This is a genomic window from Halobacteriovorax sp. ZH5_bin.2 (assembly GCF_043196375.1).
Lineage (GTDB): Bacteria > Bdellovibrionota > Bacteriovoracia > Bacteriovoracales > Bacteriovoracaceae > Halobacteriovorax_A.
Window position 1 is genome coordinate 260,053 of the sequence record NZ_JBEBMJ010000004.1, and the last position, 25,726, is coordinate 285,778.

Consider the following 25,726-nt stretch of genomic DNA (forward strand, 5'->3'; position numbering starts at 1 on the left):
ATTTAACTCTTCTTCTTTTTATATATATTTATATATATATTATATATAATCCTGTGGATAAGTTCATAAGTGGCAACTCCCCTTTTATTAGCTTGTCTTCTCAATTTGGCCTTTGTTAGCAATCGTTGACTACTTTTTTTTATGCTTTGCATTCATTCGTATATTATTAAAATTGTAACAAAACTATCATGTTATTAGATTTTTGCTCACGGCCTATTGTGAATAATTTTTGGGCCAAGAAAATTTCTTTAAAAAACCCTATTTTGGCCAGTCATTTACTCACAAATTACAAACATGTTGATAACTTTTTTATCCACGGCCTTAGTTTGTGTCGATAATATTATTAACGGCCGTGAATAAGTTTTAAAATATTATATAAATAATTGAAATAACTACATTTATTAATTCACAATTAATTTTCTTGGCCGTGGATTGGCCGTCTAGGGCCGTGAATAACTCCCATTTCGTAGGACCAAAACTGACTAGTCAAATACTGGTGTGAATTTGTCGGCCTAATGACTAGTCAATATATCAACATTCCACAAATTTTTCGTTGATAGAGTCGGGGACTGGCCACTCAATTATTCACGGCCGACTGGCCAAATGGCCGGCCAATATTGAGCATACAAAAAAGGCCGTGTATAACACGGCCTATATCTTGGTTAGTCAATTGACTAGTCAATGGTTTGATAGGGGATTATAACGAGTTTTCAATCGTCATAATTGTCTTAGAAAGCATTGGATCTTGCGACAGTTGTTTTGAAATCTTTTGTTCAGCGTGAACAACAGAGCTGTGATCACGTCCACCAAAGAACTGACCAATTTCTTCATGGGTTGCACTTGCAAGCTTACGACTTAAGTACATGGCCACAAAACGAGCATTAGCAATATCTTTTACACGTGATTTAGATTTTAGATCAGCAACTGGAATTTTGAAGTACTGTGAAGTTTGCTTCGCAATTCCCTCAATCGTTATTTTCTTTTCGTCTTCGTAGTCTCTAAGTCCTAGAACCTCTTTAACCATTTCTAATTCGATATCAACCTTCATGATATCAGAGTAGGCTGAAAGCTTAATTAGAGCACCCTCAAGCTCTCTAATCGAGTTTTTAACATTACAAGCAATCAGGTTCACAATATCTTCAGATAGGAATAGGTCAAGATCATCGGCCTTAGCATTAATGATAGCAACTCTTGTTTCAATATCTGGCTTTTGAATATCAACAACTAGACCCCATTGTAGGCGAGTCTTAATTCTTTCTTCTAGTCCGTTAATCTCTTGTGGTGTTTTATCAGACGTGAAAATTAACTGTTTTCCTTTTTGATAGAGCTCATTAAAGATGTGGAAGAACTCACGTTGTGTTCCTTCTTTACCTTTAAGCTCATGAACATCATCAATCATAAGAACATCAACTTTATCAGAATACTTTGAACGGAATTCTGGGAGTTGTTTGTTGCGAATCGATTCAATCATTTCCTTCATGAAGTCACGTGCTGTAATCAAGCAAATTACATAGTGAGGGTATTGATTGTGAATACCGTTGGCCATGGCATGTAAGAGGTGAGTCTTACCAAGTCCCGAGTTTGAATGAATATAAAGTGATGGATATTTACCAGCTTTACCAGGACTTTTTGCAATCGCTAAAGAAGCGGCATAGGCCATATTATTAGATGGACCGATGACAAAGTTTTTAAATGTTTTGCTTCGATCAATAACGATATTATTATAGTCATCACTTACATGATCAATATACTTAGATTCAACTTGAGAGAGTAGATCATCTTGAACCGGCTCTAAATCTAACGAAAAAGAGATTTCATTGGCCGATTTTGGCCTATTTTGAGTTGGTTCTATAGGACCATTATTTAAGTGTTGTGATAGGCTGTTTTGAGCTAAGTTGTTGTTATTATTAGCTATTATCTCAATCTGATATGATTTACCTAACGTATTTACAATACTTTGGCTAATTTGGTCTAGGTTCTTCTCAATAAATGACTTAATAAAGTTAGTCGTCGTTGAAAAGATTGCTCTTTCACCATCAATATTCATCAATCTAAAGAAATCACCTTGGAAGAATGATGCATATTTTTGTGCATTTATTAATGATTTCAAAGAGTTATGAATTTCTGTATTCATCATATCTAGTTCTTCAGCACTAAAGAAATCATCCGATAGGCTAGAGTTATTATATGATGGTTGATTTAAACTTTGCTTAATATTGAAGGGATCCTCAATAATATTCTTATTGGCAAGATCTTCTATGTTGTTGATTTTATTATTTGATGGGTTAGAATTCTTTAAAAATTCATTAAAAGGAAAATTTCCCTGCATGTTGGATTCCCTTGAGCATCTACTCGTCAATTTTTCTTTAATTACGTGTTGTGGGGAGAATTTGTATCATGGCCCAAAATCCTAGGCCAATAAAAAAATGGGTTTTTTACGCATGGCCAAATAAATCAATTATTTTGGCCTGCACTATGTACAGGGCCATTGACCAGTGATGCGAAATGGTATAATACTAGCCCTTACAATATTAATTTTTAGTTAAACAGTTATAGTTAGGTAGGTTGAAGATGTCTAAAAGAACTTGGCAGCCAAAAAGAAAGAAAAGAATGAGAGTACACGGATTCCTTAAGAGAATGGAATCAGCAGGTGGGCGTAACGTTATCAAAGCTCGTAGAGCTAAGGGACGTAAGCAACTTACAGTTTCTCACGGTAAGAAATAATGACATCAGTTGATAGCACTTTTGATAAAAGTTCAAGACTGCTATCAACTGAAGATTTTTCTTATTTAAGAAAAAATTCTCATGTAGTCACTGATCGTTGGCTTCGTATTTATTACAAGCCATCACGTCTTAACTCTGAAACTTCCAGAGTTGGTTTTTCTGTTACCAAAAAAGTCGGTAAAGCTAATAAGCGTAATCTTTGTAAGAGAATAATTAGAGAATTCTTTCGTACGAGTTCCTACCGTAACAACGGTAAGGACTTTATGATTGTTGTTTCTAATCGTCTTTTTAAAAATTCACAAAATCCCAAAGAAGATCTTCGAAATTCCCTTGTGAACGCCTTTGCAAAAATTCAATAAAAGATTAACAACTCCTTTATAGCGTGTTAAAAATCTCCATACTTAAGCACTTAAGAAAATACACTCTAGGAGTATTAAAGAATGAATAATGATCAAAAACGCACTGTCTTAGCGTTTGTTCTAACTGGTGTAATTGTTTTCACATGGCAAGCACTTTTCAGTTCAAACCAACCAGTTCAACAACCAGTTAAGCAAGAGCAAGTACAAACTCAAAACACACAAGGCACAGCAACGACTTCTTCATCTGAAACGAAGCCAATTGCTACGCAAACAAATAAAGCTACTAATCTAACTTCAGTAACTCTTAAAGCAGGCTCATTTTTATATACAGTAAATAGTGATCTTTCTTTTAGTGAAGCTGTTGGAAATAAAACTTCAATGACTTTAAAAGAGCTTTCTGACAAAGATAACTTTTTTAACTTTAAGTTAATTGATACGAATAACAATCTACAAAATTTCAACTTTGTATTTGATGAACAAACACAAGAAAATGAAGTTGTAGGTAATGACCTTAATAAGCAAATTTCAATTCGTTTAAAATTAGAAAATGATGGCCGTCTTTCTTACCAACTAAATGGTAACCAAGACTTTAGACTTTCATACAATATGTCAGCGACTGAAAAACAATCTGATAATAGAACTTATCGTCAGTATGTTGTTCAGGGAATAGATACTGATCGTTATAACTTAGAATCAGATGAGAAAGGTGAGGGGAGCTTAAAGTGGGTTGCTCTAGACTTTAATCACCATGTTTTCTTTAACGTATTTAATGAAAAGCAAACTATCAATTACATGGCCACTGAAAGTGGTGAGATCTTCTTCCAAACTGTAAATGGTAAGAAGAACTACAACGGTTATGTTCTTTATGCTTTAAAAAATTATGACTACCTTTTAGGATTTGATAATCAATTAGATCTATCAATCGATTTTGGTATCTTTGGAATCTTTGCTGTTCCAATTCTTAAAGCAATGCAAATGCTTTACACTTATGTAGGAAACTACGGTGTTGCAATTATCCTTTTAACAATTGTTATTCGTCTTGCTACTTATCCTCTTCAAGCTAAGTCTTTTAGATCAATGAAGAAGATGCAAGTTCTTCAACCAGAGATTGCAAAGCTTAAAGAAAAATATGCTGACGATCCAATGAAGCAGCAAAAAGAAACAATGGAATTATTTAAGAGATCTGGTGCTTCACCACTTGGTGGATGTCTTCCAATGGTTCTTCAAATTCCAATTTTCATTGCCTTCTATCAAGCAATTTCAAACTCTGTTGAACTAGTTGGTTCACCATTCTACTTTTGGTTAACTGACCTTAGTGCAAAAGATCCGTACTATATTCTTCCTGCAATTATGGGGATTACAATGCTTGTGCAAACAAAGCTTAATCCTTCAACTTCTGCAGACCCAAATCAACAGAAGATTATGTACATTATGCCGATCGTTTTCATTTTCATTATGAAAGACCTTCCAGCTGGTTTAAACCTGTATTTCACAGTTTCAAACATTCTGGGAATTGCACAACAACTATACGTTTATAAAACTGCAGAAGCATAATTAACCATGATATATGAAACGGATGACCTACCTATTGTCGCTTGCTCGACTGGCCTAAATGAGAATACGGCCATAGGGGTTATCCGTTTATCTGGTTTTTCCCATATTGGTTCTATAGGACCATTTTTCAAAAAAGATTTATCAAACCTTGAAGTTCGTAAAGCAACCTTTACTAAATTATATGACCAGGATGGAAATTTCCTAGACGAAGTCGTTATTACGTATTTTAAGGGCCCTCATAGTTATAATGGTGAAAATATACTGGAGATAGCTGCACACGGTAATACACTTAATTTAAAGCGTATTATGAATGCATTCATTAACTCTGGTGATTTTCGTTTAGCAAAGAATGGTGAATTCACTTATCGAGCACTAAAGAATAAGAAGCTCTCTCTTGCACAAGTCGAAGGACTTGATGCTCTTTTAAATGCTTCTTCTTCTCTAATGCTTGATGAAGGACTTAAACTTCTTAATGGAAGCCTTTATCAAAAATATACTGATCTCTACGATAAGTTTTTAAAACTAAAAGCAGCTGTTGAAATTAATATCGACTTTGCTGAAGACGTAGGGGAGGAACAGTCTCAAAAATTATTAGACGATGCTGTTGCTGATATCAGTGGTCATATTACTTCACTTCATCGAAGTGCCAGTGTGAATGCTAAAAGTCTAATGTCTCCAGACATTGTTCTTTGTGGTGAGCCCAACGCCGGTAAGAGTTCATTATTCAATTTATTCTTAAATGAATCACGATCAATTGTTTCTGATATTGCAGGAACCACTCGTGACTATATTTCTGAATATATCAGTCTTGGTAATGAAACTTTCAAATTAGTTGATACGGCCGGACTTCGCAATACCACTGACGTTATTGAAGAAGAGGGGATTAAAAGAAGCCGTAATCTAATTGAAAATGCCTTCTATAAAATTCTTCTTGTGAATATTAATGAAGTTGAAAAATATCAATATCACGATATTAAAAAGACTCTTTTTGATGCTTTAATCTTTACACATTTTGATGAATTTAAAGGTTCTTTCAACTTAGATAACTTAAAAGAAAATCTTCCTAAGGCTATTAAATACTATAGTGCCGACACTTCAAAAGGTGAGGGAAGTCTAGTTCAAATAAGTGGTCCTATCGGACCAGATTCAAAAAGTGGTTCTATAGAACCAGAACAAATTAATAACGGTCCTATGGGGGCAATTCAGAATAATGGTCCTATAGAACCAAAAGAAATCGATGGTCCTACAGGGGCAGCCAAAAATGGTCCTATAGAACCAGCTCATATAACTGACTTAATTACTCAAGATATATTGTCTAAGTATCTAAAATTACGTAACAGTGATCCAATCTCAATAGAGAGACACCGTGTTGTTATCAATGATATCTATGGAAAATTCACGGAGTTCTCTAATAATATCAAGCACTTAGATGATATTGCTATTATTTCCTCTGAGGTTTCAATCCTAGAAAAGAAAACCGCAGAACTTATTGGAATCATTAGTCCAGACGATACTCTTACACATATCTTCACTAACTTCTGTATAGGTAAATAATATATAAACCATTGATTTTTCTTAAAATATAGCTTAAATGTTCCACGTAGAACTTTATTATTAGAACTGCGCCTATTTGTTCCACGTAGAACAAATCTTGGCAAAAGTTCCACGTGGAACACGTGTAGAATCGGAATTAATATGTTTGATGTAGCCATCATCGGTGGAGGACACGCAGGACTTGAAGCTGCTTGGGCCGCCGCTCAGTTTGATTTAAAAGTTGCAATCATAACTATGCCTGGTGTGAGTATAGCATCAGCACCCTGTAATCCAGCAGTAGGCGGGGTGGGGAAAGGTCAGGTTGTAAGAGAGATTGATGCTCTAGGTGGCATCATGGGGAAATTAGCTGATCGAAGTGCAATTCAATATCGTACATTAAATGAATCCAAGGGTTATGCCGTACAGTCAACTCGTGTGCAAATTGACAAGGAAGTATACGCCAGAAATGCAGAAGCTGAAGTTGAGGCCAATGACAATATAACTGTTATTCGAGAGATGGTAGAGAGAGTAAGTAAAGATCAAGACTCTTTCGTTATTAAAACAGCTGAAGGCGAGTATCTTTCAAAGAAGATCGTTGTTACGACTGGTACTTTCTTAGCAGGTAAGATGCATACGGGAGAGGAACAGTCTGACGGTGGACGAGTTGATTGCCTTAAGGCAGATTCTCTAGAAAATATCTTTGTAGGTGTAACTGCATTAAAGACTAGGTTTAAAACTGGAACTCCTGCACGCTTAAAGAGAGACTCAATTAATTTTTCCAAGATGGTTGAACAAGAAAGTGATCCTACTGCAGTAAATTTCCACTTTGGTCATGATTTAAACGAAAGATTTGTTAAGCAGGTCTCTTGCCATCTTACTAAGACAAATGAAAAGACCCTAGGGATTATACGCGACAATAAAGAAAGAAGTCCTATCTTTAATGGTCAGATTAAAGGTGTTGGGCCTAGATATTGTCCCTCTATTGAAGATAAGGCCTATCGTTATGAAGACAAGGATGTTCATCACGTCTTTGTTGAGCCGGAATCACTAGAATTAGATACGTTTTATCCAAATGGTATCTCTACATCTCTTCCACGTGAGATACAGTTAGACTTTATCCGTACTATAGAAGGTTTAGAGAATGCCGAGATTGCTATCTATGGATATGCTGTAGAATATGATGTTGTCGATACAACATGCCTAGATAGAACACTTCAGTCAAAAGAAATGCCAGGCCTGTACTTCGCTGGGCAAGTAAATGGTACTTCTGGTTATGAAGAAGCTGCGGGACAAGGTTTAATTGCAGGAATTAATGCTGCTAGATCAGCTATTGGGGCAGAGAAGTTTATATTAGATCGTGAGGATTCATATATTGGCGTTATGGTAGAGGATCTTGTATCGAATAAGAGAGATGAGCCTTACAGACTATTTACTGCACGTAATGAAAACCGTCTCTACGTAAGAGAGGATAATACGATTTTACGTATGAAAAAGTATCGTCAACAGTTAGGCTTATATGCTGATGTAGACCAATACCAAGAAACATTTGAAAGAAGTTTTAATATCATATGGAATATAGCTAAGAATTATACATATAAAGCTAATCCAAAAAATAAAGACCATTTTACACAAAAAGGTTATGGACCTCTTAGTTCGAATATTACACTTGCTGAATTATCTAAAAGAGCACATTTAAATCCAGTTGATGTACTAGCAGCGGAGTTGAATGAGAATAATATGGCCTTCGATCCGAATGTTATCCGTACAGTAGCTATATCTCTTAAATACGAAGGTTATATTGATCGTGCACTAGTAGAGAATGCAAAGATAAATCGTTTGAGTAAAAAACCAATTGATTGGACGGTATTAGTAGCTAGTGAAAATATCTCATTTGAGTGCCGCCAACGAATAACAGAAATTAAGCCAGAAAGTTTTGGCCAATTACAAAGAATAGTAGGGATTCGTCCTGCAACCTTAGCCTATGTAGCAGGTAATATTTTATGATGAAAGATACAGAGTTTTGCCAGAAGTACCTAGAACAAATCAACGGTCCTTTTGCAGGAATTAACTTAACAAGAATTAATACACCAGAAGAATTTTTTGATAAGCAATATGTAGATAGTGTTAAACCTATCGAAAATGTAGCTTCACTTAAGAAGATCTATGACAATACTAAAATCCATGTCGATATTGGTTTTGGTGGAGGCTTTCCTTTACTACCACTTGCTAGCTTGAATCCAGATAAGAAGTATATTGGTTTTGAAGCAAGAGGGAAGAAGTCAAAGGTTGTTAATCAGATTGCTGAAGCCATCGGTCTTGATAATGTAAAGACATATCATCAAAGATTTGAGAACGTGTATTTTGATCGCGACTGTACAATTACATTCAAGGCAGTATCAACGATACAAAACCTTCTTCCATTAATTATCACAGATAAAACTGTAAATGTTATTTTCTACAAAGGTCCAAACTTCTATGAATTAGAAGACCTGGATTGGCTTGGTAATAAGTGGGAGATTGTTGAAGAGACACTTGTTGATATTCCTAATACTGAAGGGCGTATGATGATTGCCTTACGTAATAAGAATGTTCTACGTGGAACAGAAATAACGAGTTTTAGAAAAAATAAAAATAAACAGCTTGTCACTTTGTCTTCATTTCTTTAAAAATATAGTAACAACTATATCTTTTGGGAGACATAAATGGCTAAAATTATTGCACTCATGAATCAGAAGGGTGGTGTTGGTAAGACAACTACTACAATTAACCTTGCTGCCTGCCTTGCAGTAGCCGAGAAAAAAACTCTAGTAATTGACCTAGACCCTCAGGGTAACGGTAGTGTTAGTTTAGGGCTTGATTCAGCGCAGCATAACGGAAGCAATATCTATCATGCAATGATTGGTAAAACAGATATTCGTGAATGTATCTACGAAACTGAATTACCTAATCTTCATATCTGTCCATCTGATAATAACTTATCAGGAGCAGAGATTGAGTTAGTAAGTGAATTCGCTAGAGAATCAAAGCTAAAGACAGCTTTTATGCCAGTGATGGATTCTTACGACTATATCCTAATTGATTGTCCTCCTTCACTTGGTCTTTTAACTGTGAACGCGCTTAACGCTGCTCATAGCTTTATTGTACCAATGCAAACTGAATACCTTGCAATGGAAGGTCTGGCACAACTTGTAAACACAGTAAAACTTATTAAAGCAAATTTAAATCCTACATTAGAAATGGACGGAATCGTCCTTACTATGTTTGATGGGAGAGCATCTCTTCACAAGCAAGTTGCAGAAGAGATTAGAAGGCACTTCGGCGATAAAGTATTTCAATCGGTAATACCTCGAAATGTAAAACTCGCCGAGTGTCCATCTTTTGGTAAACCAATTATCCTTTACGATATTGAATCAAAAGGTTCTGAAGCTTACTTATCACTAGCTAAAGAACTTATTATTAAAGATCGTGCACAATCAGTAGAAATTCAAAATGAACTACCACAGGTTCCATCTTCAAATGAAGTTGATGGTTCATTAGCTGGTAACATTCAATAGGTAAGGGGAAGAGAGAATGGCTAAGAAAATGGCGTTAGGAAAAGGAATGGGATCGTTACTTGGTGGCACTCAAGGTGCTTCTAAAGCATCAAAGGCTCAAGCAGCTTTTTCTGATCTACAAAAAGTAGCAGCAGATAATCCAGCTCCTACTAATAAACCAGTGCTTAATGCAACTCCTGCAGTACAAGTAGAAACTAATCCTTCAATGCTTGATATTACAGTAATTCATGCAAACCCAAACCAACCAAGAAAGATCTTTAAAGAAGAAGAACTTCATGAGCTTTCAAACTCAATTAAAGAAAACGGTGTTATTCAACCACTAATCGTTGTTAAGGCCGATAATGGATATGAACTTGTTGCTGGTGAAAGAAGACTTCGTGCTTCTAAGTTAGCAGGTCTTACTCAGGTTCCAGTTGTGATTAAAAGAGCGACTGACCGTGAAAAGATGGTTATGTCGATCATTGAAAACGTTCAAAGATCTGATCTTAACTGTGTTGAAGAAGCTCTTGCATACTTTGCACTTATGGAAGACTTCAACTTAACTCAAGAGGAAGTTGCAAAGAAAGTAGGTAAGGAAAGATCTACAGTAGCTAACTTCCTACGTATTCTTAAGCTTCCACGCGATGTTGTTGAATTAATTCAAAAGGATCAACTTTCATTTGGTCATGCTAAAATTTTAGCTGGTGTTAAAGAGAGAGAAGATTGTATCCGTATTGCAAATAAAGCAGCTCTTGATAATCTATCAGTTCGCGAAACTGAAAAATTAATCAAGTCAGCAAAGAGACCAACAAAAGTTGGCAAAGAAGAAGAAAACTTCGACTTTTTTAATGGAAAAATGTCACAGTACCGTGAAAAATTAGAACAAAAAACTGGTTATCATTTCGGTATTAAAACAAATAAAAACGGTGGAGGAGAAGTTGTACTGAAGTTCTCTAATGAAGCCGAATTTAATGATATATTTGAATACTTACTTTTAAATAGATAATGTTTTATTGGTCCTATGGGACCAGTCTTTATGGCCGGTCCTATAGAACCAAAATTTAAATCAAATATGGTCCTATAGAACCAGCCACGGAAAGGGTAGATTTATGACACAGGGAACAATGGCAGCGATTATCGAAGACGGGTGTAAGCTCGAAGGTAATATCACACTAAACGGTGTAGGGCGCATAGCGGGAATTGTGAACGGAACTATCTTTTCAAACGATACGGTAATTATTTCCGAGGCCGCTGTAATTAATGCAGACATTATTGCAGATGTAATTATGATTAGTGGAATCGTAAAAGGTGACATCAAGGCGACTTCTCGCGTTGAGATTATTAAACCAGCTCGCTTCGAAGGGACTATCACTACACCTTCGCTTATTGTGGAAGACGGCGTTATTTTCCACGGTACAACGAAGATGCACGACGAGAAATAATTAAATAAATTTGATTATTTACAACTTAAATAAATATTAACAATCATTCAGAAAAAAGCGGTTTATCTTGACGATAGGCCAGATAAAGTTTAATTATTAGTGAACTTTTAACCAATCTTATTACACAATTTGGGGTAGTCACTAATGGATACTATCAATACAGTATTAAACTCTCTAGGTATCAACTCTACTTTTTTCATTCAATTGGCCATCGTTACAGTTCTTTACTTTGTAACAAGAAACCTGATCTGGTCTAAGCTTCAAGAAGTTCTTGAAAATCGCGAAGCAAAAACTACTAAAATGGAATCTGGTGCTGACGAAAAGTCACGTCTAGCGATTGAGCTAGAAAATGAATATAAGTCAAAAATTGAAGGTGCTCAATCTGAAGCTTTCAACTTAATTCAAAATAAGAAAGAAGAAGTTACTAAGCGTGAAGCAGTTAAAGTAAAAGAACTTGCTAATAAGCTTGAAGCAGAAGCTAACTCAGAAAAAGCAAAATATTCTCAAGAATTAGAAGAGAAGAAAGTTGCTATCATGAAAGATGCTGATGAGCTTTCATCACTTCTAGTTGATAAAATTGTACAGTAGTCATTAAATTATAAGGATACTAAATGAAATTATTATTAGCTCTAGTTTTTAGTAATATCGTATTTGCAGCTGGTGGCGAGTACCACGGTGGTCATTTATCAGACCTACTAGTTCCTGCAATTAACTTCACAATTGTTTTTGGATTCATGGCATGGAAAATAATCCCATTCATGAAAAACTCATTTGTAGAAAAAGCAGATTCTATTAAGGATCTTGTAGAGTACGCAGCTGAGAAAGATGCAAAAGCAGAAAAAGAATTATCAGCTTCAAAAGCTAAGCTTGATAATATCGAAGGTGAGAAAGAGCAAATCATCGCTAATGCAAAAAATGATGGTGAAAAGTTCGAAGAAACTTACGTTCAAGAAATCAAAGCATCAATGAAAAAAATGGAAGTAGATTCTTCACATAAGTTAGAATCTGAAAAGAAGATGATGCTTAAGCAACTTAATGAGTCACTATTAGATGAAGTAATTTCTAAAACAAAGAATAAAATTCACTCTGATAGTTCATTATCAAATAAAGCAACAACCAATTTAATTTCAAGACTATAGTTCTAGGGTTAGTAAGATGAAAGAAAAGAATGTAGCCAAAGCGTATGCAAAAGCGATTTTCAGCCTAGGTAAAGAGTCTAATATTAATACAGCACAAGAGCTTACTGCTCTTACAGAAGTAATCAATGCAAGCAATGATTTAGAAAACGTTATGTTTCTAGATGTATTTACTATTGAGGAAAAAGCTTCTGTTCTTAATGATGTATTAGCAAAGTTAGGGCTTTCTCAAGTTGTAAAATCATTTATTAATTTCCTACTTCAAGAAAAAAGAATTGGTATTCTACCTCTAATCTTTAAAGAAGTTATCGTTATGGATGATCATGAAAAAGGTTTCATGAGAGGAACAATTGAAGGTAGTTCAGATTCAATTGATACTGAGTCACTTAATAAGATCAAATCTTTTATTAAGTCACAACTTGGATCAGAGCCTGAGTTAACTTATACAAAAAACGAAAAAATTACAGCAGGTGTTCGTGTGACAGTTGAAGACTATCAAATCGATGCATCTGTAGATAAACAACTTAATACTTTAAAAGAATCAATTATAAATGGCTAATGGCCAATTATTGTAGAGGTAAATGATGTCAATGAATCCAGAAGAAATTACGAGCATTATCAAAGACAGAATTGCTAACTTCGAAACTAAACTTCAAGTAGACGAAGTAGGTACAGTTCTTACTGTTGGTGATGGTGTTGCTAGAGTTTTCGGTCTTAAAAACGTAATGGCCGGAGAGCTTGTAGAATTTGCTACAGGTACAAAAGGTATGGTTCTAAACCTAGAAACTAACAACGTTGGTGTTGCTATTCTTGGTGATGATCCAAAAATCACAGAAGGTTCAACAGTTAAAAGAACTCAAAAGATCGTTGAAGTACCAGTAGGTGACGCTCTTTTAGGTCGTGTTGTTGATGCTATTGGTAATCCAATTGATGGACAAGGTGAAATCGTTTCTGAACACACTAGACGTGTTGAAATTAAAGCTCCAGGTATTCTAGGTAGAAAATCTGTACATGAGCCACTTCAAACAGGTATTAAAGCAATCGACGCTATGATCCCAATCGGACGTGGTCAACGTGAGCTTATCATTGGTGACAGAAAGACAGGTAAAACTGCTGTTGCAATCGATACAATCATCAACCAAAAAGGTAAAGATGTAGTTTGTATCTACGTAGCTGTTGGTCAAAAGAACTCAACAGTACGTCAAGTACAACAAAAACTAAAAGAAGCTGGTGCTCTTGATTATACAATCATCGTATCTGCAACTGCTTCTAACTCTGCACCACTTCAGTACCTAGCACCATATACTGGTTGTACAATGGGTGAGTACTACAGAGATAGCGGTAAGCACGCACTAATCGTTTATGATGATTTAACAAAACAAGCTCAAGCTTATCGTCAACTTTCACTACTTCTTAGACGTCCACCAGGACGTGAAGCATTCCCAGGGGACGTTTTCTACTGTCACTCAAGACTACTTGAGCGTGCGGCGAAACTATCTGATGACCTAGGAGCTGGTTCACTAACTGCACTTCCAGTTATTGAAACTCAAGAAGGTGACGTTTCTGCATATATTCCAACAAACGTAATTTCGATTACAGATGGTCAGATCTTCCTTGAAGGTGACCTTTTCAACTCTGGTATTCGTCCAGCTGTTAACGTTGGTATCTCAGTATCACGAGTTGGTGGTTCTGCTCAGATTAAAGCAATGAAAAAAGTTGCTGGTACACTAAGACTTGATCTTGCTCAGTACCGTGAACTTCAAGCTTTCGCGGCTTTCGGTTCAGATCTAGACGAAGCTACTCAAAAACAACTTTCAAAAGGTGAGAGACTTGTTGAGCTACTTAAGCAAGCACAATATTCTCCATTCGACGTAATCGATCAAGCTGTATCTGTATATGCTGGTACAAAAGGTATGTTCGATTCAGTACCTGTTGATAAGGTAAGAGTTGCTGAAAAAGATCTTCTAGATCACCTAAATACTTCTCACTCAGATCTTATGAATTCATTAAGAGCAGAGAAACAAATCTCTAGTGAGAACGACGGTAAATTAGCAACTGCAATTAAAGAATTTATTGCAAGTAAGAACTACTAATTAATTGAGGAGCCATAATGGCAAATATTAAGGATCTTAAAAAGAAAATCAAAAGTACTAAGGGTACTTTAAAGATTACGGAAGCTATGAAACTTGTTTCAGCTGCAAAGCTAAACAAGGCTCAGAATGCGATTCTGAATGCGCGTCCTTATGCAAATGAATTAGAAGATTCAATTAAGACAATTTCTGCTTTAGTTGAAGATTACAACCATTCTTTCTTAAATAATAACGAATCTAAGAAAGAAGTACTTCTTGTAATTTCTTCGAATAAAGGTCTTTGTGGTGGTTATAACTCAGGTCTTGCAAAAGCTGTTAAAGCTTATCTTGCAAAACATGAAGATACTAACAACCTAGAAGTTCACTTTATCGGTACTAAAGTAAAAGAACTTGTTGTGAAACTTGTTAATGAAGGTGAAACTTATGGTTTTGAAAGAACAGAACCACAATTTCATGAAGTTCAAAATATTGCGTCTAAGCTTTCTGAGCTTTTCGCAACTGGTGAAGTAGGAAAGGTAAGTATTGCTTACAATATCTTCCATTCTGCTATCCAGGTTGAACCAACTGTTAAACAAGTACTTCCAATGACTCTTGATTCATCTGAAAGAGATGAGCTAAAGGAAAAGTATCCGTTTGATTTCAGATACAACCCTGGTGCTGAAAATATTTTAGATGGCCTTATCCCAGAAGCATACACAAGTGCAATGTGGACTGCAGTATTAGATGCTACAGCAGCAGAGCATGGATCACGTATGTCAGCAATGGATAGTGCCGTTGGAAACTGTAAAGATGCAATTAGAACACTAACTATTAAAATGAATAAATTGAGACAAGCGGCGATTACGACTGAACTTATTGAAGTTGTATCAGGTGCTGAGTCCCTCAATGGTTAAGGAGCGTAGAATGTCACAAGCAAAAGGTGTTATTCGTCAAGTTATGGGTCCTGTTGTAGACGTTGAATTTGCTGATGGAAATTTACCGGAAATCTATAACGCCCTTTTAGTTACAAACTCAACAATCAACGACAAAGAAAATAACCTTGTTCTTGAAGTTGCAACTCACCTAGGTGATAACGTTGTTAGAACGATCGCTATGGACCAAACTGAAGGTCTATCAAGAGGACTAGTTGTTACTGACAGTGGTGCTCCAATTCAAGCACCTGTAGGTCGTGAATGTCTTGGTCGTATCATCAACGTAGTTGGTGAGGCGATTGATGAAGCTGGTGAATTAGGTAATAAAAAATCTTACTCAATCCACAGAGAAGCTCCATCATTTGAAAATCAATCAACAAAACTTGAGCCATTCTTTACTGGTATTAAAGTTATTGACCTTCTTGCTCCATACCTAAAGGGTGGAAAGATTGGTCTATTTGGTGGTGCTGGTGTTGGTAAAACAGTTCTAATTATGGAACTTATCAACAACATTGCTACTCAACACGGTGGTTTCTCAGTATTCGCTGGTGTTGGTGAAAGAACTCGTGAAGGAAACGACCTTTACGAAGAAATGAAAGAATCAGGAGTTATCGATAAGACAGCTCTAGTATATGGTCAGATGAATGAGCCACCAGGTGCCCGTGCACGTGTTGCTCTAACTGGTCTTTCTCTAGCAGAATACTTCCGTGATGAAGAGAAACAAGACGTACTATTCTTCGTTGATAATATCTTCCGTTTTACACAAGCTGGTTCAGAGGTATCTGCACTACTTGGACGTATTCCATCTGCCGTAGGTTACCAACCAACTCTTGGTACTGAGATGGGTGCTATGCAGGAGCGTATTACTTCAACTAAAGATGGTTCGATTACTTCTATCCAAGCTGTATACGTACCTGCCGATGACTACACGGATCCGGCTCCAGCAACTACATTCGCTCACCTTGATGCGACTACTGAACTTTCACGTTCAATTGCTGAAAAAGGTATCTACCCAGCGGTAGACCCACTAACATCATCTTCAACTATTCTATCTCCAGCTATCCTTGGTGATGATCACTATGATACTGCTCGTTCAGTTCAACAGATCCTTCAAAGATATAAGGAACTTCAAGATATCATCGCGATTCTTGGTATGGATGAACTTTCTGAAGAAGATAAAGTACTTGTTGGTCGTGCAAGAAAGATTGAGAAATTCCTTTCTCAACCATTCTTCGTTGCTGAGCAGTTTACAGGTATCCCAGGTCAATTCGTTGATATCAACGATACGATCAAAGCATTCAAGGCTATCCTAGCTGGTGAATGTGATGAAGTTCCTGAGCAAGCTTTCTACCTTGTTGGTAACCTAAACATGGTATATGAAAAGTGGGAACAACTTAAGAAAGACGCATAACTAAGTAGTAGGTTCCATGGGCCAAAAGCCTGTGGAACTTAAGCAAAGGATTAATAAATGAGTAACTTTGTTGTAAATATTCTAACGCCTAGCTCAGTTGTTGCGAAGAACGTACCAGCAGACTCAGTTTTCATTCCTACTTTAAAGGGTGAGATTGAAGTTCTTGATGGTCATACTCACATTGTTGAGAAGCTAGCTACTGGTAGCGTTGCTGTACACGGTGATGATTCTGAAAGATTTTTCACTGTTACTGACGGTATCGTAAAGGTTTTAAACGACCAAATTACTATCCTATCTCTGACTTCAGAAGAAAACTGTCAGATTGATGAGGAAAGAGCTACAAATGCACTAATCTACGCTCGTGAAAAGCTGAAAGGAACTCTTACTGATGAAGAATTAGTTAAGTACCGTCGTAAGCTTGAAAGAGCCGAACTTAGATTACAACTAGTTAAGCAAATTTCAAAATAATAGATTAGGCCCTGGAAACAGGGCCTTTCTTTTGCCTGTCAGTGACCACTCGGCAATTTTTGCCCCTTAAGTCCTAAATATCCCAATAGTGAGAAAATAGAGCTAATGATTATTAGGTTTATTTATCTCTTCATTTCTTTATTTCTAGCAAATGCTTATGCATTAAGTGGCGGAGATATAGTTACTCTTAAGCCTAAGAGTTTCGATGTTAAAGAAACATTTGAATTACATAAACGCTTTGTTCCACCTATTGCTTATCAAGGTCATATTGAATCTGATGAAATTATTATGGCAAGTTCAGGGGTTAAAAAAGGGACTAAGGTAAGCGGTAATATCAAAGATGGGGAAGAACTCGTATTCTTTTCTTACGGCGATAATAAAGGTAAGAAAGAAGCTCTCAAGAAGCCTTCAGCTTTAAAGAAAGCACCAGTAGTAACTGCTACACAAAAGGTTGCTGGTAAACCTAAAAATTATAAACCAGTCATCGATTTTTCAAGCTTTATTCAGTCAGCGGCACGTAAGAAGAAATCTGTTTCAAATTTCAAGGTGAAACTACGTGAGTTTGGGCCTAAGGGTATATCAAAGAATAACTTAACTGATTTTGACTTAGTTCCTACTTACAATTTAAATGAATTATTTACCGATGCGGGGATGGGGGAAATCTCAATTCCAATTTCTAGTGATGATAGCTTTTCTACTTTTCGGGGATCCGTTGCTGCTCAAGGAATTATTAGAACAAATTTTGAGTTAAGTGCACGTAGTGATACGACCTTTGATATTCCTGTCATTAATGATGATTATCTCTATAAAATATTAGAAAAGAATAAGGTAAAAGAAGAGACTGGGGCACATATTTTAGTGGATCTAGGTGATAAGATCGATACTTCGACATTTATGGGTGCCTTTAAAAAGAAGGTGTTTTTAAATCGAAATTTTAAAGAAGTTGAACCTGGTGATTCCTTTGTTTATGAGCTTTATCTCGATGTTGAGCTAGGAAATCATTTAATAAAGTATATGGACTTTAAAGGTAAGGTCGCTCAAAAAATTATCCATCTTGTCCAAGATGAAATTACATATGAAGCACCTTATCTTTTAGACGCTAAGGCCATTAATTTTTCTGTATATGAAGAAAATCTCGCAGCTAAAACCTTACAGTCATTGAACTTGAACGATAGTGATATTCGCTACTTTAATCGTGAGATCAGTGCTTCTAAAGTCGGGCTTAATCGCTATAAAATTCTTACCCCGTTGCGGGATGCAAGTTTTAAACACTATATTGAAGTTGGTAAAGAGACTTCGGTCTTTGTGGGATTCAATGATATTAAAAAAGTCGTTATTCCCTCCATTGAGTATATTGACTACTTAAAAGAGCTCTTTCAAAATCGGGCCGATAATGGTGCATGTGTTATTCAAATAAACTTGAATAATCCACTCGTTGGTTTTGAAGCTTATATGTCGTCGCAGCGACCTTCTGGTTCATATGATTTCTATTATATGGACAAAGATGGAACAGTTAGTGCTGAAATAACAGGACTTACGGAAAAGGTATTTGTAATTTCTCATGACTATGGGATTATGAATACGAAAATTGACTCTGGGGAAGGCAATATTCAATACACGCAAAGTTTCTGTACTGAAGGATTATATATTATTGAAAATATCTAGTTTGAGAGAATATTACTAGATTTATCTTATTGAGGAGATTGTATGAAAAAGATTTTAGTTGCAATGATGATTATGATTGCTGGTTTCCAAGCACAAGCTGGAATTTATGTTGAACCATACCTAGCGTATAATATTTTAGGTGACACTGATGGCGATGATACTACTGGTTTAAATATCGGTGGTCGTCTAGGTTACTCACTTCCAATGCTTGTAAGCTTTGGTCTAGATTACAATATGGGAACTTATGATGTAGACGGAACTGACGCCGATGTAACAAATATGGGTGCATACGTAGCAGTTGATTTACCGATCCTTGCAAGAGCTTATGCTAGTTACTACTTTAATTCAGAGCTTGAAGACCTAGAAGGTTCAGGTATTGCACTTGGTGTTGGTCTTACTATGCTTCCATTTGTTTCTGTAAACTTTGAATACCGTAAAATGACTTATGATGAATTTAATGGTGTTGCTTTAGGAGCAAATGAAGTTGAAGCAGATGAAATCCTAGTTGGTATTTCAGTTCCACTTGATCTTTAATTTTAAAAAATTAATAAATAAGAAAGGCCCACTTAAGTGGGCTTTTTTTATGACTCGTATTCTTTATTATTAAAAATTTCCATTGTTCGCTTGTAGCCGGCCTCAAGCATCTTAGTCATTTTCTTTGGATTTAAACTGAAGATATCTGCAAAGAAAAGATTATAATCGTCATGCTTTGGATAAATATCAATAAGCTTTACATCAGGATTGAAGTTAAGCTTTCGCTCGATGATTGAAGTAATATGACGTCTCTGTTCATTGCTGAATTTTTCATTGATCATATACTGGTTTACAGTATCGATAATGTCTTGAGCAGCGATACGTCTGGCCCTTGAATCAACAATTTTCTTTTGAATCATTAAATAAATGGCCTGAGTACAAATAGCAGGAAGGCCATAGTTAGCAAGGGAGCCAATTTCATCTTGATAATGATATGGCGTATGGGTCCAGCTTGAGATGATATATTCACAACTATTATCAACGGCCACGTGAGTTGATAGTGTCTCGCGAATTTCACCATCAATATAAAAGTCAGTTGTATCAGTTACCGTATTATGAATAGGGTATGGAGTGTAAAATGGTGGAACACTCATCGAGGCAGTGGCCGCTTCTGCAATTGGAATATCTGTATAGTAATGTGCCGTTGGATCATGACTTGGATTTGGATAATTGTAGCGTGAGAATATTGTCTTACGCGAGTTATCTAATTGAGTCGCAATAATGAAAAGGTCAGCATCATAATCGTCAAAATTATTTGATTTGATTATATTTTCAATAATGTAGTCGTGAAGTCCCGTTGTTGAAAAGAGGCCAGAGACTGTCATGATAGGCTTTAAAAGACTTTTGATAACAAGTGGAAAGCCATCCAAAGGATCATAGAGATTAGGGTGATGAGGCTTTAAACTTGGTCTCTTTAGAGAAAGCATATCCTTGTATGTAATAGGCTTCAAACCGGTTTTGTTTTTATGAATAAAAGCTTCAATGACTTCTAAAGGTGAATGTCCAGAGGCTAAAAAGAGACTGATAAGTGCCCCTGCACTTGAACCAACATAAGTTGAGATTTCATAATCAGGATTTACATCAGAATGATTATGCTTGAATGTAAAACCAAGATCGTGGAGTGCCCAACTTACTCCAAGGTGCCATGCGGCAGCTTTGACGACACCACCCGACAGAACCAGGGCAGTCTTTTTATTCTTGAAGTTTTCTATATCAACTCTGTTCATAAAAAAATTATACTCGAAATACGAATTTATGTATTGATAATTTTTGGCAAAGCACGTCAAGTTGGTTAAAATTAAGAAATGATTTGGATGGACATAAATGACTATTCATTGTTGAAGGGAATCTCAATATCAACAATTCGTCGCTATATAAAAAGAGATAAATTAATTTGGAAATTTGATCAGGGTAAATATCTGATACAAATGAACGAGTGGGAATATAACGATTCACTAAGTGCATCGAATGCCATCGTATACCTTAAGCGTTTACAAGAAGAACATGAGCTTCTTAAAAAAGAATTAATTAAAACCAAGCAAGAAAATAATGAATATAAAATGCTCGTAGATCTCTACGAAGGTCGTCTCAATGAAAATAATCAAATTACTTATAACTAGTTTTTTACTTTTACTAGCACTTGATATTTTTGCTGCACCAAGCGCACGTCGTTGTATGATTCTCCCTGTAAGGGATTCTGTTGGTGGAGCACTTGGTTACGAAGTCTTTGCTAAAATTGAAGGCTATTTAAAATCATCACGTTGGTGTTACTACCAGTATAATTCTGAAATTATCAATATTTTATCAAACTATAAGAAGAATTTAGATGCAGCTCTAGAGAATCCAAAAGTTTTAAAATTAGTTTCTGAAAAAACAAATGCAGGATCACTAATTAAAGTGAAGATCGAAAGTTTACCAAAAGGTGTTGCTGTTAATATGCAAATTTTTGGTGCGAATGGAAGAGATATTTACTTTAATGAGAAAATTGAACTCAATAGTGATGATCCTGGACTAATTGCTCAGACGGCCAATAATTGGCTAGATCAATATGAAAAACAAATCCCTTATGATGCTCGTGTCTTAGGTGTCCTTGGTCAGCAGTTCTCTATTGATCTTGGTAAGGATGCCGGAATCTTTACTGATTATGAAGTGAAGGTCGTGCGACCTATGCGACGTAGAAAGCACCCTCTTCTTCAGGAAGTTGTTGACTGGGAAACAAAAACGATTGCTACGGGAAGAATTATTCATGTCGGTGAATCACTCTCTCAAGTTAAAGTGCTTCGCTATGAAGACAGGAGTCTTATTCAAGCAGAAGACTGGGTATTAATTTCTAAGAATACGAAAGAATCTGAAAAAAGAGATTTAAAATATGACCCAGTTGAAGGAAATGATCGTACTTCTTCATTTGGAAGATTAGGTGAATTCGGATTAGCTCTTAAGATTGGGACAGGATCTAATAATAATTCATCAATTTCAAATGGAACGAAATCGATTAACGGTGTTGATTTTGCAATTGCCTTCGATAGCGAACTTTGGCTTACTAGAAATTATTGGGTAGGACTTGAGTTAGAAAAGGGTTTTGGAAAATATTCTAAGGATGCAGGTAATTTAGTGTCTGATAGCAACTCGATGGATTCATCTCGTTTTAGACTACTTGCAGGTTATAAATATCTACCGATGGGCTTCTTCTATGGACCTCAGGTTGATGTATTTATAGGGTATGGATCTTATACTCATGGATTTGATAATCAAGTTGCTGATGGATTCACTGAAATTAATTTTAGCGGGATCTTAGTGGGTGCCAGAGCAAGTATGCCACTAGTTAGAGGTATTAGAATTTATTTTCAATTCGATTTTATGCTTGATCCTGGTTATGAAGAAGATGTTTCAATATTCGGTAGTGCAAAAGATACAAGTAATTTTCATGTTGCTGCTGGTGCGGAATATAAATATGGACCAAATATCAATCTATACGGTGGAATCGACTACTTAAGTGATAAAGCTGAATTTGCAAGTGATGGTACTAAAGTAACTGTTAAGAACACGGCCTTGAAGGGCGGTGTGAAGTTTGCATTCTAAAAAATGACAATCTAGATCAGAAGAGAATTAAAATGAAACGTATAAAAGAATTGGCAGATCAAATTAAGATCCATAAGGCATTGTACTATGCTGGAAAACCAGAAATTTCAGATATTGAATACGATAAATTAGAAGATGAGTTAAGACTATTGGATCCAGAAAACTCTGTTCTTAATCTTGTTGGTTCAACAGTGACTTCACTTGATAAAGTAAAACACGATAAGAAAATGCTTTCATTGGGAAAAACTTATAAAGTGGATGAATTAATTTCATGGGCAAAAAAATATGAAGTCTTAGGGATTTATAAAGTTGATGGTGTCTCATGTTCTCTTATCTATGAAGATGGTCATTTAGTTCTAGCAAAAACTAGAGGTGATGGAACTTACGGTGAAAATATCACGCAAAAAGTTCAGTGGATGAAGGGAGTTCCAGGATCTATTTCGATTAAAGATAGAATTGAAATTAGAGGCGAGATGTATTGTGATGAGCAGTCTTTCTTTCATCTCTCAGAAACGATGGTTGCCCAAGGTTTAGAGAGACCTTCGTCACAACGAAATATCGTAGCAGGTCTGGTGGGCAGAAAAGAAAATATCAGTCTCTGTTCTTATATAAATTTCAAGGCCTTTGATTTGATAGGTCTAGATTTTGAAAAAGAAAGTCAAAAATACGATACACTGAAAAAAGAAGATTTTGATATTCTTGAATATACCCTCATGCATACAAAGAAAGATTATGAGGTGGCAATTGATGATGCTAAAGATTTTATGGCCAATGGTGATTATCTAATTGATGGCCTCGTCTTTGTTTACAATGAAATTAAATTACATGATGAACTTGGAGAAACAGCCCATCATCCTCGTTATAAGATGGCCTTTAAGTTTGAAGGAGAGACGGTACAAACAACTCTCAACTCGATAACTTGGCAAGTCTCTAGAAATGGTATCTTAACTCCTGTAGGAGAAGTTGAGCCTGTTTCTATTAGTGGAGCCGTTATTTCTCGTGTGACCCTTCATAATTATGGAATGGTTAAACAGCATAATTTAAAAGCTGGTGATAAAATTGAAATCATCAGAAGTGGTGAAGTTATTCCTAAATTTCTGCAGACAATTGAAGAATCTCAAAATGATTTTTCAATCCCAGAATGTTGTCCAAGTTGTGACTCAAAAGTGGTTATCGAAGATATTCGACTCTTTTGTAAGAACCCAGCTTGTCCTGCTCAAATTAAAGAAGCAATCTTAAACTTTATACAGAAGATTGGGATTGATGATTTAAGTTCGAAAAGACTCGAAGAGATGATTCGTAAGAATTTAGTTACGAGAATTGAAGATCTTTATAAACTTGAAATGGATCAGTTACTAACCCTCGATAAAGTAAAAGATAAATTGGCCACAAAGCTCCTTGCAAGTATTGAAAGCTCAAAGAAGGCAGATTTGATCACTTTCATTTCCGCATTAGGAATTACAGGTGGTGCTTATAATAAATGTGAAAAAGTTATTCATGGTGGTTTTGATTCAATTGAAAAACTTTTAAATATGAGTGCAGATGAGCTTGCTACTCTTGAAGGTTTTGCTGAAAAGTCAGCTACTACATTTGTAAACTCATTACAGGAAAAAAGAGAGTTAATAAATAATCTTCAATCTCTTGGTTTCACTTTTGAAGTATTGGAAGAAGAGATTGGCTCTGGATTGGCTGGATTGAAAATTTGTATTACTGGTTCTTTATCACGAAAAAGAAGTGATATCGAAAAAGATATTAAAGCTGCTGGTGGAACACCTGTAGGATCTGTTAGTAAGAATACTGATATTCTTCTTACAAATGAGACAGAAGCTAAATCTTCCAAATATAAGAAGGCTTTAGACTTAGGAATCATAATTAAATCAGAAGATGAAGTAATGGGAATGATTGATTAATGGCCAAGAAAAGTAAAAAAGTTTTTGAATGTTCAAATTGTGGATTTCAAACTGCAAAGTGGATGGGACGTTGTACTGATTGTGGTGAGTGGAATAGTTTTGTAGAAGAAACTTTTACTCCTGTCCAAGAAAGTATAAAGGTTAAGGCCGTTGGAGAGACTGCTCCTAAAAAATTAAAAGAAATTGAAGTCGAAACTTATAATCGAGTTAGTACTGGCATAGGTGAATTCGATCGTGTCGTTGGTGGAGGATTAGTTCCTGGCTCCCTTATACTTATTGGCGGTGAGCCTGGGATTGGTAAATCGACTCTATTAACAGAAATGCTATCTAAACTTTCTGGTCAGCAAAGTGACCAAAGCTTTCTTTACGTTAGTGGAGAAGAAAGTGAAGGACAGGTCGCTGGACGTGCCAAACGTATGGGCCTGAAAAATGATTCGTTCTATATTTACAACGAAACAAATTGGCAAAATATTTTAAATCAAATTAAAAAGATTAAACCTCGTTTCATGGTTCTTGACTCGATTCAAACGACCACATCGAGTGAGCTACAATCACCTCCTGGTACAGTTTCGCAAATTCGTGAGGTTACTTACGAGTTAATGAATCATGTTAAAGCAACAGGTATTACTTGCTTTATTGTAGGCCACATTACCAAAGATGGTGCTATTGCTGGTCCTAAAATCCTCGAGCATATGGTTGATACAGTTATCTATTTTGAAGGTGATCAATTTGGTCACTATAGAATGCTTAGAGCTATTAAAAACCGTTTCGGAAATACTAATGAAGTTGGAATTTTTGAAATGCAGGAAGATGGACTAAATGAAGTTAAAAACCCTTCGCAATTCTTTTTAGATGATGATCTTGAAGATAGCTTTGGAAAGAGTTTAACTTGTATTAAAGAAGGAACCAGACCTTTGTTTGTCGAAGTTCAAGCTCTTGTAGCAGAAAATAAATTTGGAAATGGCAGACGTACAACTCAAGGGCTTGATAATAATCGTGTTGCTATGATGGTTGCGATCATTGAAAAATATGCAAATATTCCTATGGGGATGAACGATATCTATGTCAACGTTGTTGGCAGTATGAAGCTTACAACGAGAGAGTCTGACTTAAGTATTATTGCTGCTCTTTTAAGTTCATATAAGTCTAAACCAATTCCTAAGGATACTGTCTTCTTGGGAGAAGTGGGGCTTACTGGTGAAGTTAGAACTGTTCCACATATGGAAATGCGTATTAAGGAAATGGAACAACTTAATTACAAGACGCTTGTGGCCTCACCAAAAGTTGCAAAAGATTACTCTAAAAAATCAAAATTAAAAATTATACCAGTAAGAAAAGTTACAGATATTTTTAAAGTACTAGGGGACTAGCCCCTAGT

General features: G+C 35.9%; 24 protein-coding genes. 22 read left to right on the top strand and 2 right to left on the bottom strand.

Going from position 1 to position 25,726, the window contains the following annotated elements:
• Positions 1–697 precede the first annotated feature (697 nt).
• Positions 698–2,329 carry a chromosomal replication initiator protein DnaA gene (gene dnaA / locus ABMA76_RS12085; protein ID WP_393061751.1) on the bottom strand — a complete coding sequence of 544 codons (1,632 nt, stop codon included), beginning with the start codon at positions 2,327–2,329 and terminating at the stop codon, positions 698–700.
• A 242-nt stretch (positions 2,330–2,571) separates the two neighbouring features.
• On the opposite strand from dnaA, the gene rpmH reads away from it, so the two are divergent.
• The 18 genes from rpmH (at position 2,572) to ABMA76_RS12175 (ending at position 19,360) form a co-directional block, all read left to right on the top strand.
• Positions 2,572–2,724 (top strand): 50S ribosomal protein L34, encoded by a 153-nt coding sequence (gene rpmH, locus ABMA76_RS12090; RefSeq protein ID WP_021267474.1) that lies wholly within the window; start codon positions 2,572–2,574, stop codon positions 2,722–2,724.
• Positions 2,724–3,083, top strand: a complete 360-nt coding sequence (gene rnpA / locus ABMA76_RS12095) for a ribonuclease P protein component (RefSeq protein ID WP_392861398.1) — start codon at positions 2,724–2,726, stop codon at positions 3,081–3,083. Before rpmH ends, rnpA begins: the two co-directional genes overlap by 1 nt.
• Before the next feature lie 81 nt (positions 3,084–3,164).
• The gene (gene yidC, locus ABMA76_RS12100) at positions 3,165–4,637 is read left to right on the top strand and encodes a membrane protein insertase YidC (RefSeq protein WP_393061753.1); all 1,473 of its coding nucleotides are present in this window, start codon (positions 3,165–3,167) and stop codon (positions 4,635–4,637) included.
• Between the two features lie 6 nt (positions 4,638–4,643).
• Positions 4,644–6,191 carry a tRNA modification GTPase gene (locus ABMA76_RS12105; protein ID WP_393061755.1) on the top strand — a complete coding sequence of 516 codons (1,548 nt, stop codon included), beginning with the start codon at positions 4,644–4,646 and terminating at the stop codon, positions 6,189–6,191.
• Positions 6,192–6,332: 141 nt separating this feature from the next.
• Positions 6,333–8,174 (top strand): tRNA uridine-5-carboxymethylaminomethyl(34) synthesis enzyme MnmG, encoded by a 1,842-nt coding sequence (mnmG, locus tag ABMA76_RS12110; RefSeq protein WP_393061757.1) that lies wholly within the window; start codon positions 6,333–6,335, stop codon positions 8,172–8,174.
• Positions 8,171–8,836 carry a 16S rRNA (guanine(527)-N(7))-methyltransferase RsmG gene (locus tag ABMA76_RS12115; RefSeq protein ID WP_392910764.1) on the top strand — a complete coding sequence of 222 codons (666 nt, stop codon included), beginning with the start codon at positions 8,171–8,173 and terminating at the stop codon, positions 8,834–8,836. The genes mnmG and ABMA76_RS12115 overlap by 4 nt, the downstream gene beginning before the upstream one ends.
• Before the next feature lie 36 nt (positions 8,837–8,872).
• Positions 8,873–9,724: a ParA family protein gene (locus tag ABMA76_RS12120; protein ID WP_392910762.1), complete on the top strand. Its 852-nt coding sequence runs from the start codon at positions 8,873–8,875 to the stop codon at positions 9,722–9,724.
• A 16-nt stretch (positions 9,725–9,740) separates the two neighbouring features.
• A complete protein-coding gene (locus ABMA76_RS12125; protein ID WP_393061759.1) occupies positions 9,741–10,709 on the top strand; it encodes a ParB/RepB/Spo0J family partition protein in 969 nt (322 codons plus the stop codon).
• A gap of 103 nt (positions 10,710–10,812) precedes the next feature.
• Entirely contained in the window at positions 10,813–11,145 is a 333-nt protein-coding gene (locus ABMA76_RS12130; RefSeq protein ID WP_103218611.1) for a polymer-forming cytoskeletal protein, read from the top strand.
• Between the two features lie 144 nt (positions 11,146–11,289).
• On the top strand, positions 11,290–11,733 hold the full coding sequence (locus ABMA76_RS12135) for a hypothetical protein (protein WP_392910759.1): 444 nt from the start codon (positions 11,290–11,292) through the stop codon (positions 11,731–11,733).
• A gap of 23 nt (positions 11,734–11,756) precedes the next feature.
• Positions 11,757–12,284: a hypothetical protein gene (locus ABMA76_RS12140; RefSeq protein WP_392910757.1), complete on the top strand. Its 528-nt coding sequence runs from the start codon at positions 11,757–11,759 to the stop codon at positions 12,282–12,284.
• A 16-nt stretch (positions 12,285–12,300) separates the two neighbouring features.
• On the top strand, positions 12,301–12,840 hold the full coding sequence (gene atpH / locus ABMA76_RS12145) for an ATP synthase F1 subunit delta (RefSeq protein ID WP_393061761.1): 540 nt from the start codon (positions 12,301–12,303) through the stop codon (positions 12,838–12,840).
• A 25-nt stretch (positions 12,841–12,865) separates the two neighbouring features.
• Positions 12,866–14,374, top strand: a complete 1,509-nt coding sequence (atpA, locus tag ABMA76_RS12150; protein ID WP_392911198.1) for a F0F1 ATP synthase subunit alpha — start codon at positions 12,866–12,868, stop codon at positions 14,372–14,374.
• A 17-nt stretch (positions 14,375–14,391) separates the two neighbouring features.
• The gene (atpG, locus tag ABMA76_RS12155; RefSeq protein ID WP_392910753.1) at positions 14,392–15,264 is read left to right on the top strand and encodes an ATP synthase F1 subunit gamma; all 873 of its coding nucleotides are present in this window, start codon (positions 14,392–14,394) and stop codon (positions 15,262–15,264) included.
• Between the two features lie 10 nt (positions 15,265–15,274).
• Positions 15,275–16,693 carry a F0F1 ATP synthase subunit beta gene (gene atpD, locus ABMA76_RS12160; RefSeq protein WP_392910751.1) on the top strand — a complete coding sequence of 473 codons (1,419 nt, stop codon included), beginning with the start codon at positions 15,275–15,277 and terminating at the stop codon, positions 16,691–16,693.
• Between the two features lie 57 nt (positions 16,694–16,750).
• Positions 16,751–17,161 (top strand): ATP synthase F1 subunit epsilon, encoded by a 411-nt coding sequence (gene atpC / locus ABMA76_RS12165; RefSeq protein WP_021267680.1) that lies wholly within the window; start codon positions 16,751–16,753, stop codon positions 17,159–17,161.
• 105 nt (positions 17,162–17,266) lie between these two features.
• On the top strand, positions 17,267–18,826 hold the full coding sequence (locus ABMA76_RS12170; protein WP_392910749.1) for a hypothetical protein: 1,560 nt from the start codon (positions 17,267–17,269) through the stop codon (positions 18,824–18,826).
• 42 nt (positions 18,827–18,868) lie between these two features.
• Positions 18,869–19,360, top strand: a complete 492-nt coding sequence (locus ABMA76_RS12175; RefSeq protein WP_393061763.1) for an outer membrane beta-barrel protein — start codon at positions 18,869–18,871, stop codon at positions 19,358–19,360.
• Positions 19,361–19,407: 47 nt separating this feature from the next.
• Here the strand turns inward: ABMA76_RS12175 and ABMA76_RS12180 are convergent, their stop codons facing one another.
• Positions 19,408–20,586, bottom strand: a complete 1,179-nt coding sequence (locus tag ABMA76_RS12180; protein ID WP_393061765.1) for a patatin-like phospholipase family protein — start codon at positions 20,584–20,586, stop codon at positions 19,408–19,410.
• Between the two features lie 78 nt (positions 20,587–20,664).
• Between ABMA76_RS12180 and ABMA76_RS12185 the strand changes: the two genes are divergently transcribed.
• Genes ABMA76_RS12185 through radA form a run of 4 tightly spaced genes read left to right on the top strand, consistent with a single transcriptional unit; the run spans position 20,665 to position 25,718 of the window.
• A complete protein-coding gene (locus ABMA76_RS12185; protein WP_146037886.1) occupies positions 20,665–20,979 on the top strand; it encodes a hypothetical protein in 315 nt (104 codons plus the stop codon).
• The gene (locus ABMA76_RS12190) at positions 20,951–22,438 is read left to right on the top strand and encodes a hypothetical protein (RefSeq protein ID WP_393061767.1); all 1,488 of its coding nucleotides are present in this window, start codon (positions 20,951–20,953) and stop codon (positions 22,436–22,438) included. The genes ABMA76_RS12185 and ABMA76_RS12190 overlap by 29 nt, the downstream gene beginning before the upstream one ends.
• Before the next feature lie 32 nt (positions 22,439–22,470).
• Positions 22,471–24,348 (top strand): NAD-dependent DNA ligase LigA, encoded by a 1,878-nt coding sequence (ligA, locus tag ABMA76_RS12195; RefSeq protein WP_393061769.1) that lies wholly within the window; start codon positions 22,471–22,473, stop codon positions 24,346–24,348.
• Complete coding sequence (gene radA / locus ABMA76_RS12200) at positions 24,348–25,718, top strand: DNA repair protein RadA (protein ID WP_393061771.1); 1,371 nt, start codon at positions 24,348–24,350, stop codon at positions 25,716–25,718. The genes ligA and radA overlap by 1 nt, the downstream gene beginning before the upstream one ends.
• The last annotated feature ends 8 nt before the right edge of the window (positions 25,719–25,726 follow it).

Excerpts from the sequence above, each read along its gene's own strand:
- ligA (WP_393061769.1), top strand. The coding sequence starts at position 22,471 with ATGAAACGTATAAAAGAATTGGCAGATCAAATTAAGATCCATAAGGCA.
- ABMA76_RS12105 (WP_393061755.1), top strand. The coding sequence starts at position 4,644 with ATGATATATGAAACGGATGACCTACCTATTGTCGCTTGCTCGACTGGC.
- atpD (WP_392910751.1), top strand. The coding sequence starts at position 15,275 with ATGTCACAAGCAAAAGGTGTTATTCGTCAAGTTATGGGTCCTGTTGTA.
- radA (WP_393061771.1), top strand. The coding sequence starts at position 24,348 with ATGGCCAAGAAAAGTAAAAAAGTTTTTGAATGTTCAAATTGTGGATTT.
- atpH (WP_393061761.1), top strand. The coding sequence starts at position 12,301 with ATGAAAGAAAAGAATGTAGCCAAAGCGTATGCAAAAGCGATTTTCAGC.
- ABMA76_RS12180 (WP_393061765.1), bottom strand. The coding sequence starts at position 20,586 with ATGAACAGAGTTGATATAGAAAACTTCAAGAATAAAAAGACTGCCCTG.
- dnaA (WP_393061751.1), bottom strand. The coding sequence starts at position 2,329 with ATGCAGGGAAATTTTCCTTTTAATGAATTTTTAAAGAATTCTAACCCA.
- mnmG (WP_393061757.1), top strand. The coding sequence starts at position 6,333 with ATGTTTGATGTAGCCATCATCGGTGGAGGACACGCAGGACTTGAAGCT.
- ABMA76_RS12175 (WP_393061763.1), top strand. The coding sequence starts at position 18,869 with ATGAAAAAGATTTTAGTTGCAATGATGATTATGATTGCTGGTTTCCAA.
- yidC (WP_393061753.1), top strand. The coding sequence starts at position 3,165 with ATGAATAATGATCAAAAACGCACTGTCTTAGCGTTTGTTCTAACTGGT.
- atpA (WP_392911198.1), top strand. The coding sequence starts at position 12,866 with ATGTCAATGAATCCAGAAGAAATTACGAGCATTATCAAAGACAGAATT.
- atpC (WP_021267680.1), top strand. The coding sequence starts at position 16,751 with ATGAGTAACTTTGTTGTAAATATTCTAACGCCTAGCTCAGTTGTTGCG.
- ABMA76_RS12130 (WP_103218611.1), top strand. The coding sequence starts at position 10,813 with ATGACACAGGGAACAATGGCAGCGATTATCGAAGACGGGTGTAAGCTC.
- ABMA76_RS12135 (WP_392910759.1), top strand. The coding sequence starts at position 11,290 with ATGGATACTATCAATACAGTATTAAACTCTCTAGGTATCAACTCTACT.
- atpG (WP_392910753.1), top strand. The coding sequence starts at position 14,392 with ATGGCAAATATTAAGGATCTTAAAAAGAAAATCAAAAGTACTAAGGGT.
- rpmH (WP_021267474.1), top strand. The coding sequence starts at position 2,572 with ATGTCTAAAAGAACTTGGCAGCCAAAAAGAAAGAAAAGAATGAGAGTA.
- ABMA76_RS12140 (WP_392910757.1), top strand. The coding sequence starts at position 11,757 with ATGAAATTATTATTAGCTCTAGTTTTTAGTAATATCGTATTTGCAGCT.
- ABMA76_RS12190 (WP_393061767.1), top strand. The coding sequence starts at position 20,951 with ATGAAAATAATCAAATTACTTATAACTAGTTTTTTACTTTTACTAGCA.
- rnpA (WP_392861398.1), top strand. The coding sequence starts at position 2,724 with ATGACATCAGTTGATAGCACTTTTGATAAAAGTTCAAGACTGCTATCA.
- ABMA76_RS12120 (WP_392910762.1), top strand. The coding sequence starts at position 8,873 with ATGGCTAAAATTATTGCACTCATGAATCAGAAGGGTGGTGTTGGTAAG.
- ABMA76_RS12185 (WP_146037886.1), top strand. The coding sequence starts at position 20,665 with ATGATTTGGATGGACATAAATGACTATTCATTGTTGAAGGGAATCTCA.
- ABMA76_RS12125 (WP_393061759.1), top strand. The coding sequence starts at position 9,741 with ATGGCTAAGAAAATGGCGTTAGGAAAAGGAATGGGATCGTTACTTGGT.
- ABMA76_RS12170 (WP_392910749.1), top strand. The coding sequence starts at position 17,267 with ATGATTATTAGGTTTATTTATCTCTTCATTTCTTTATTTCTAGCAAAT.
- ABMA76_RS12115 (WP_392910764.1), top strand. The coding sequence starts at position 8,171 with ATGATGAAAGATACAGAGTTTTGCCAGAAGTACCTAGAACAAATCAAC.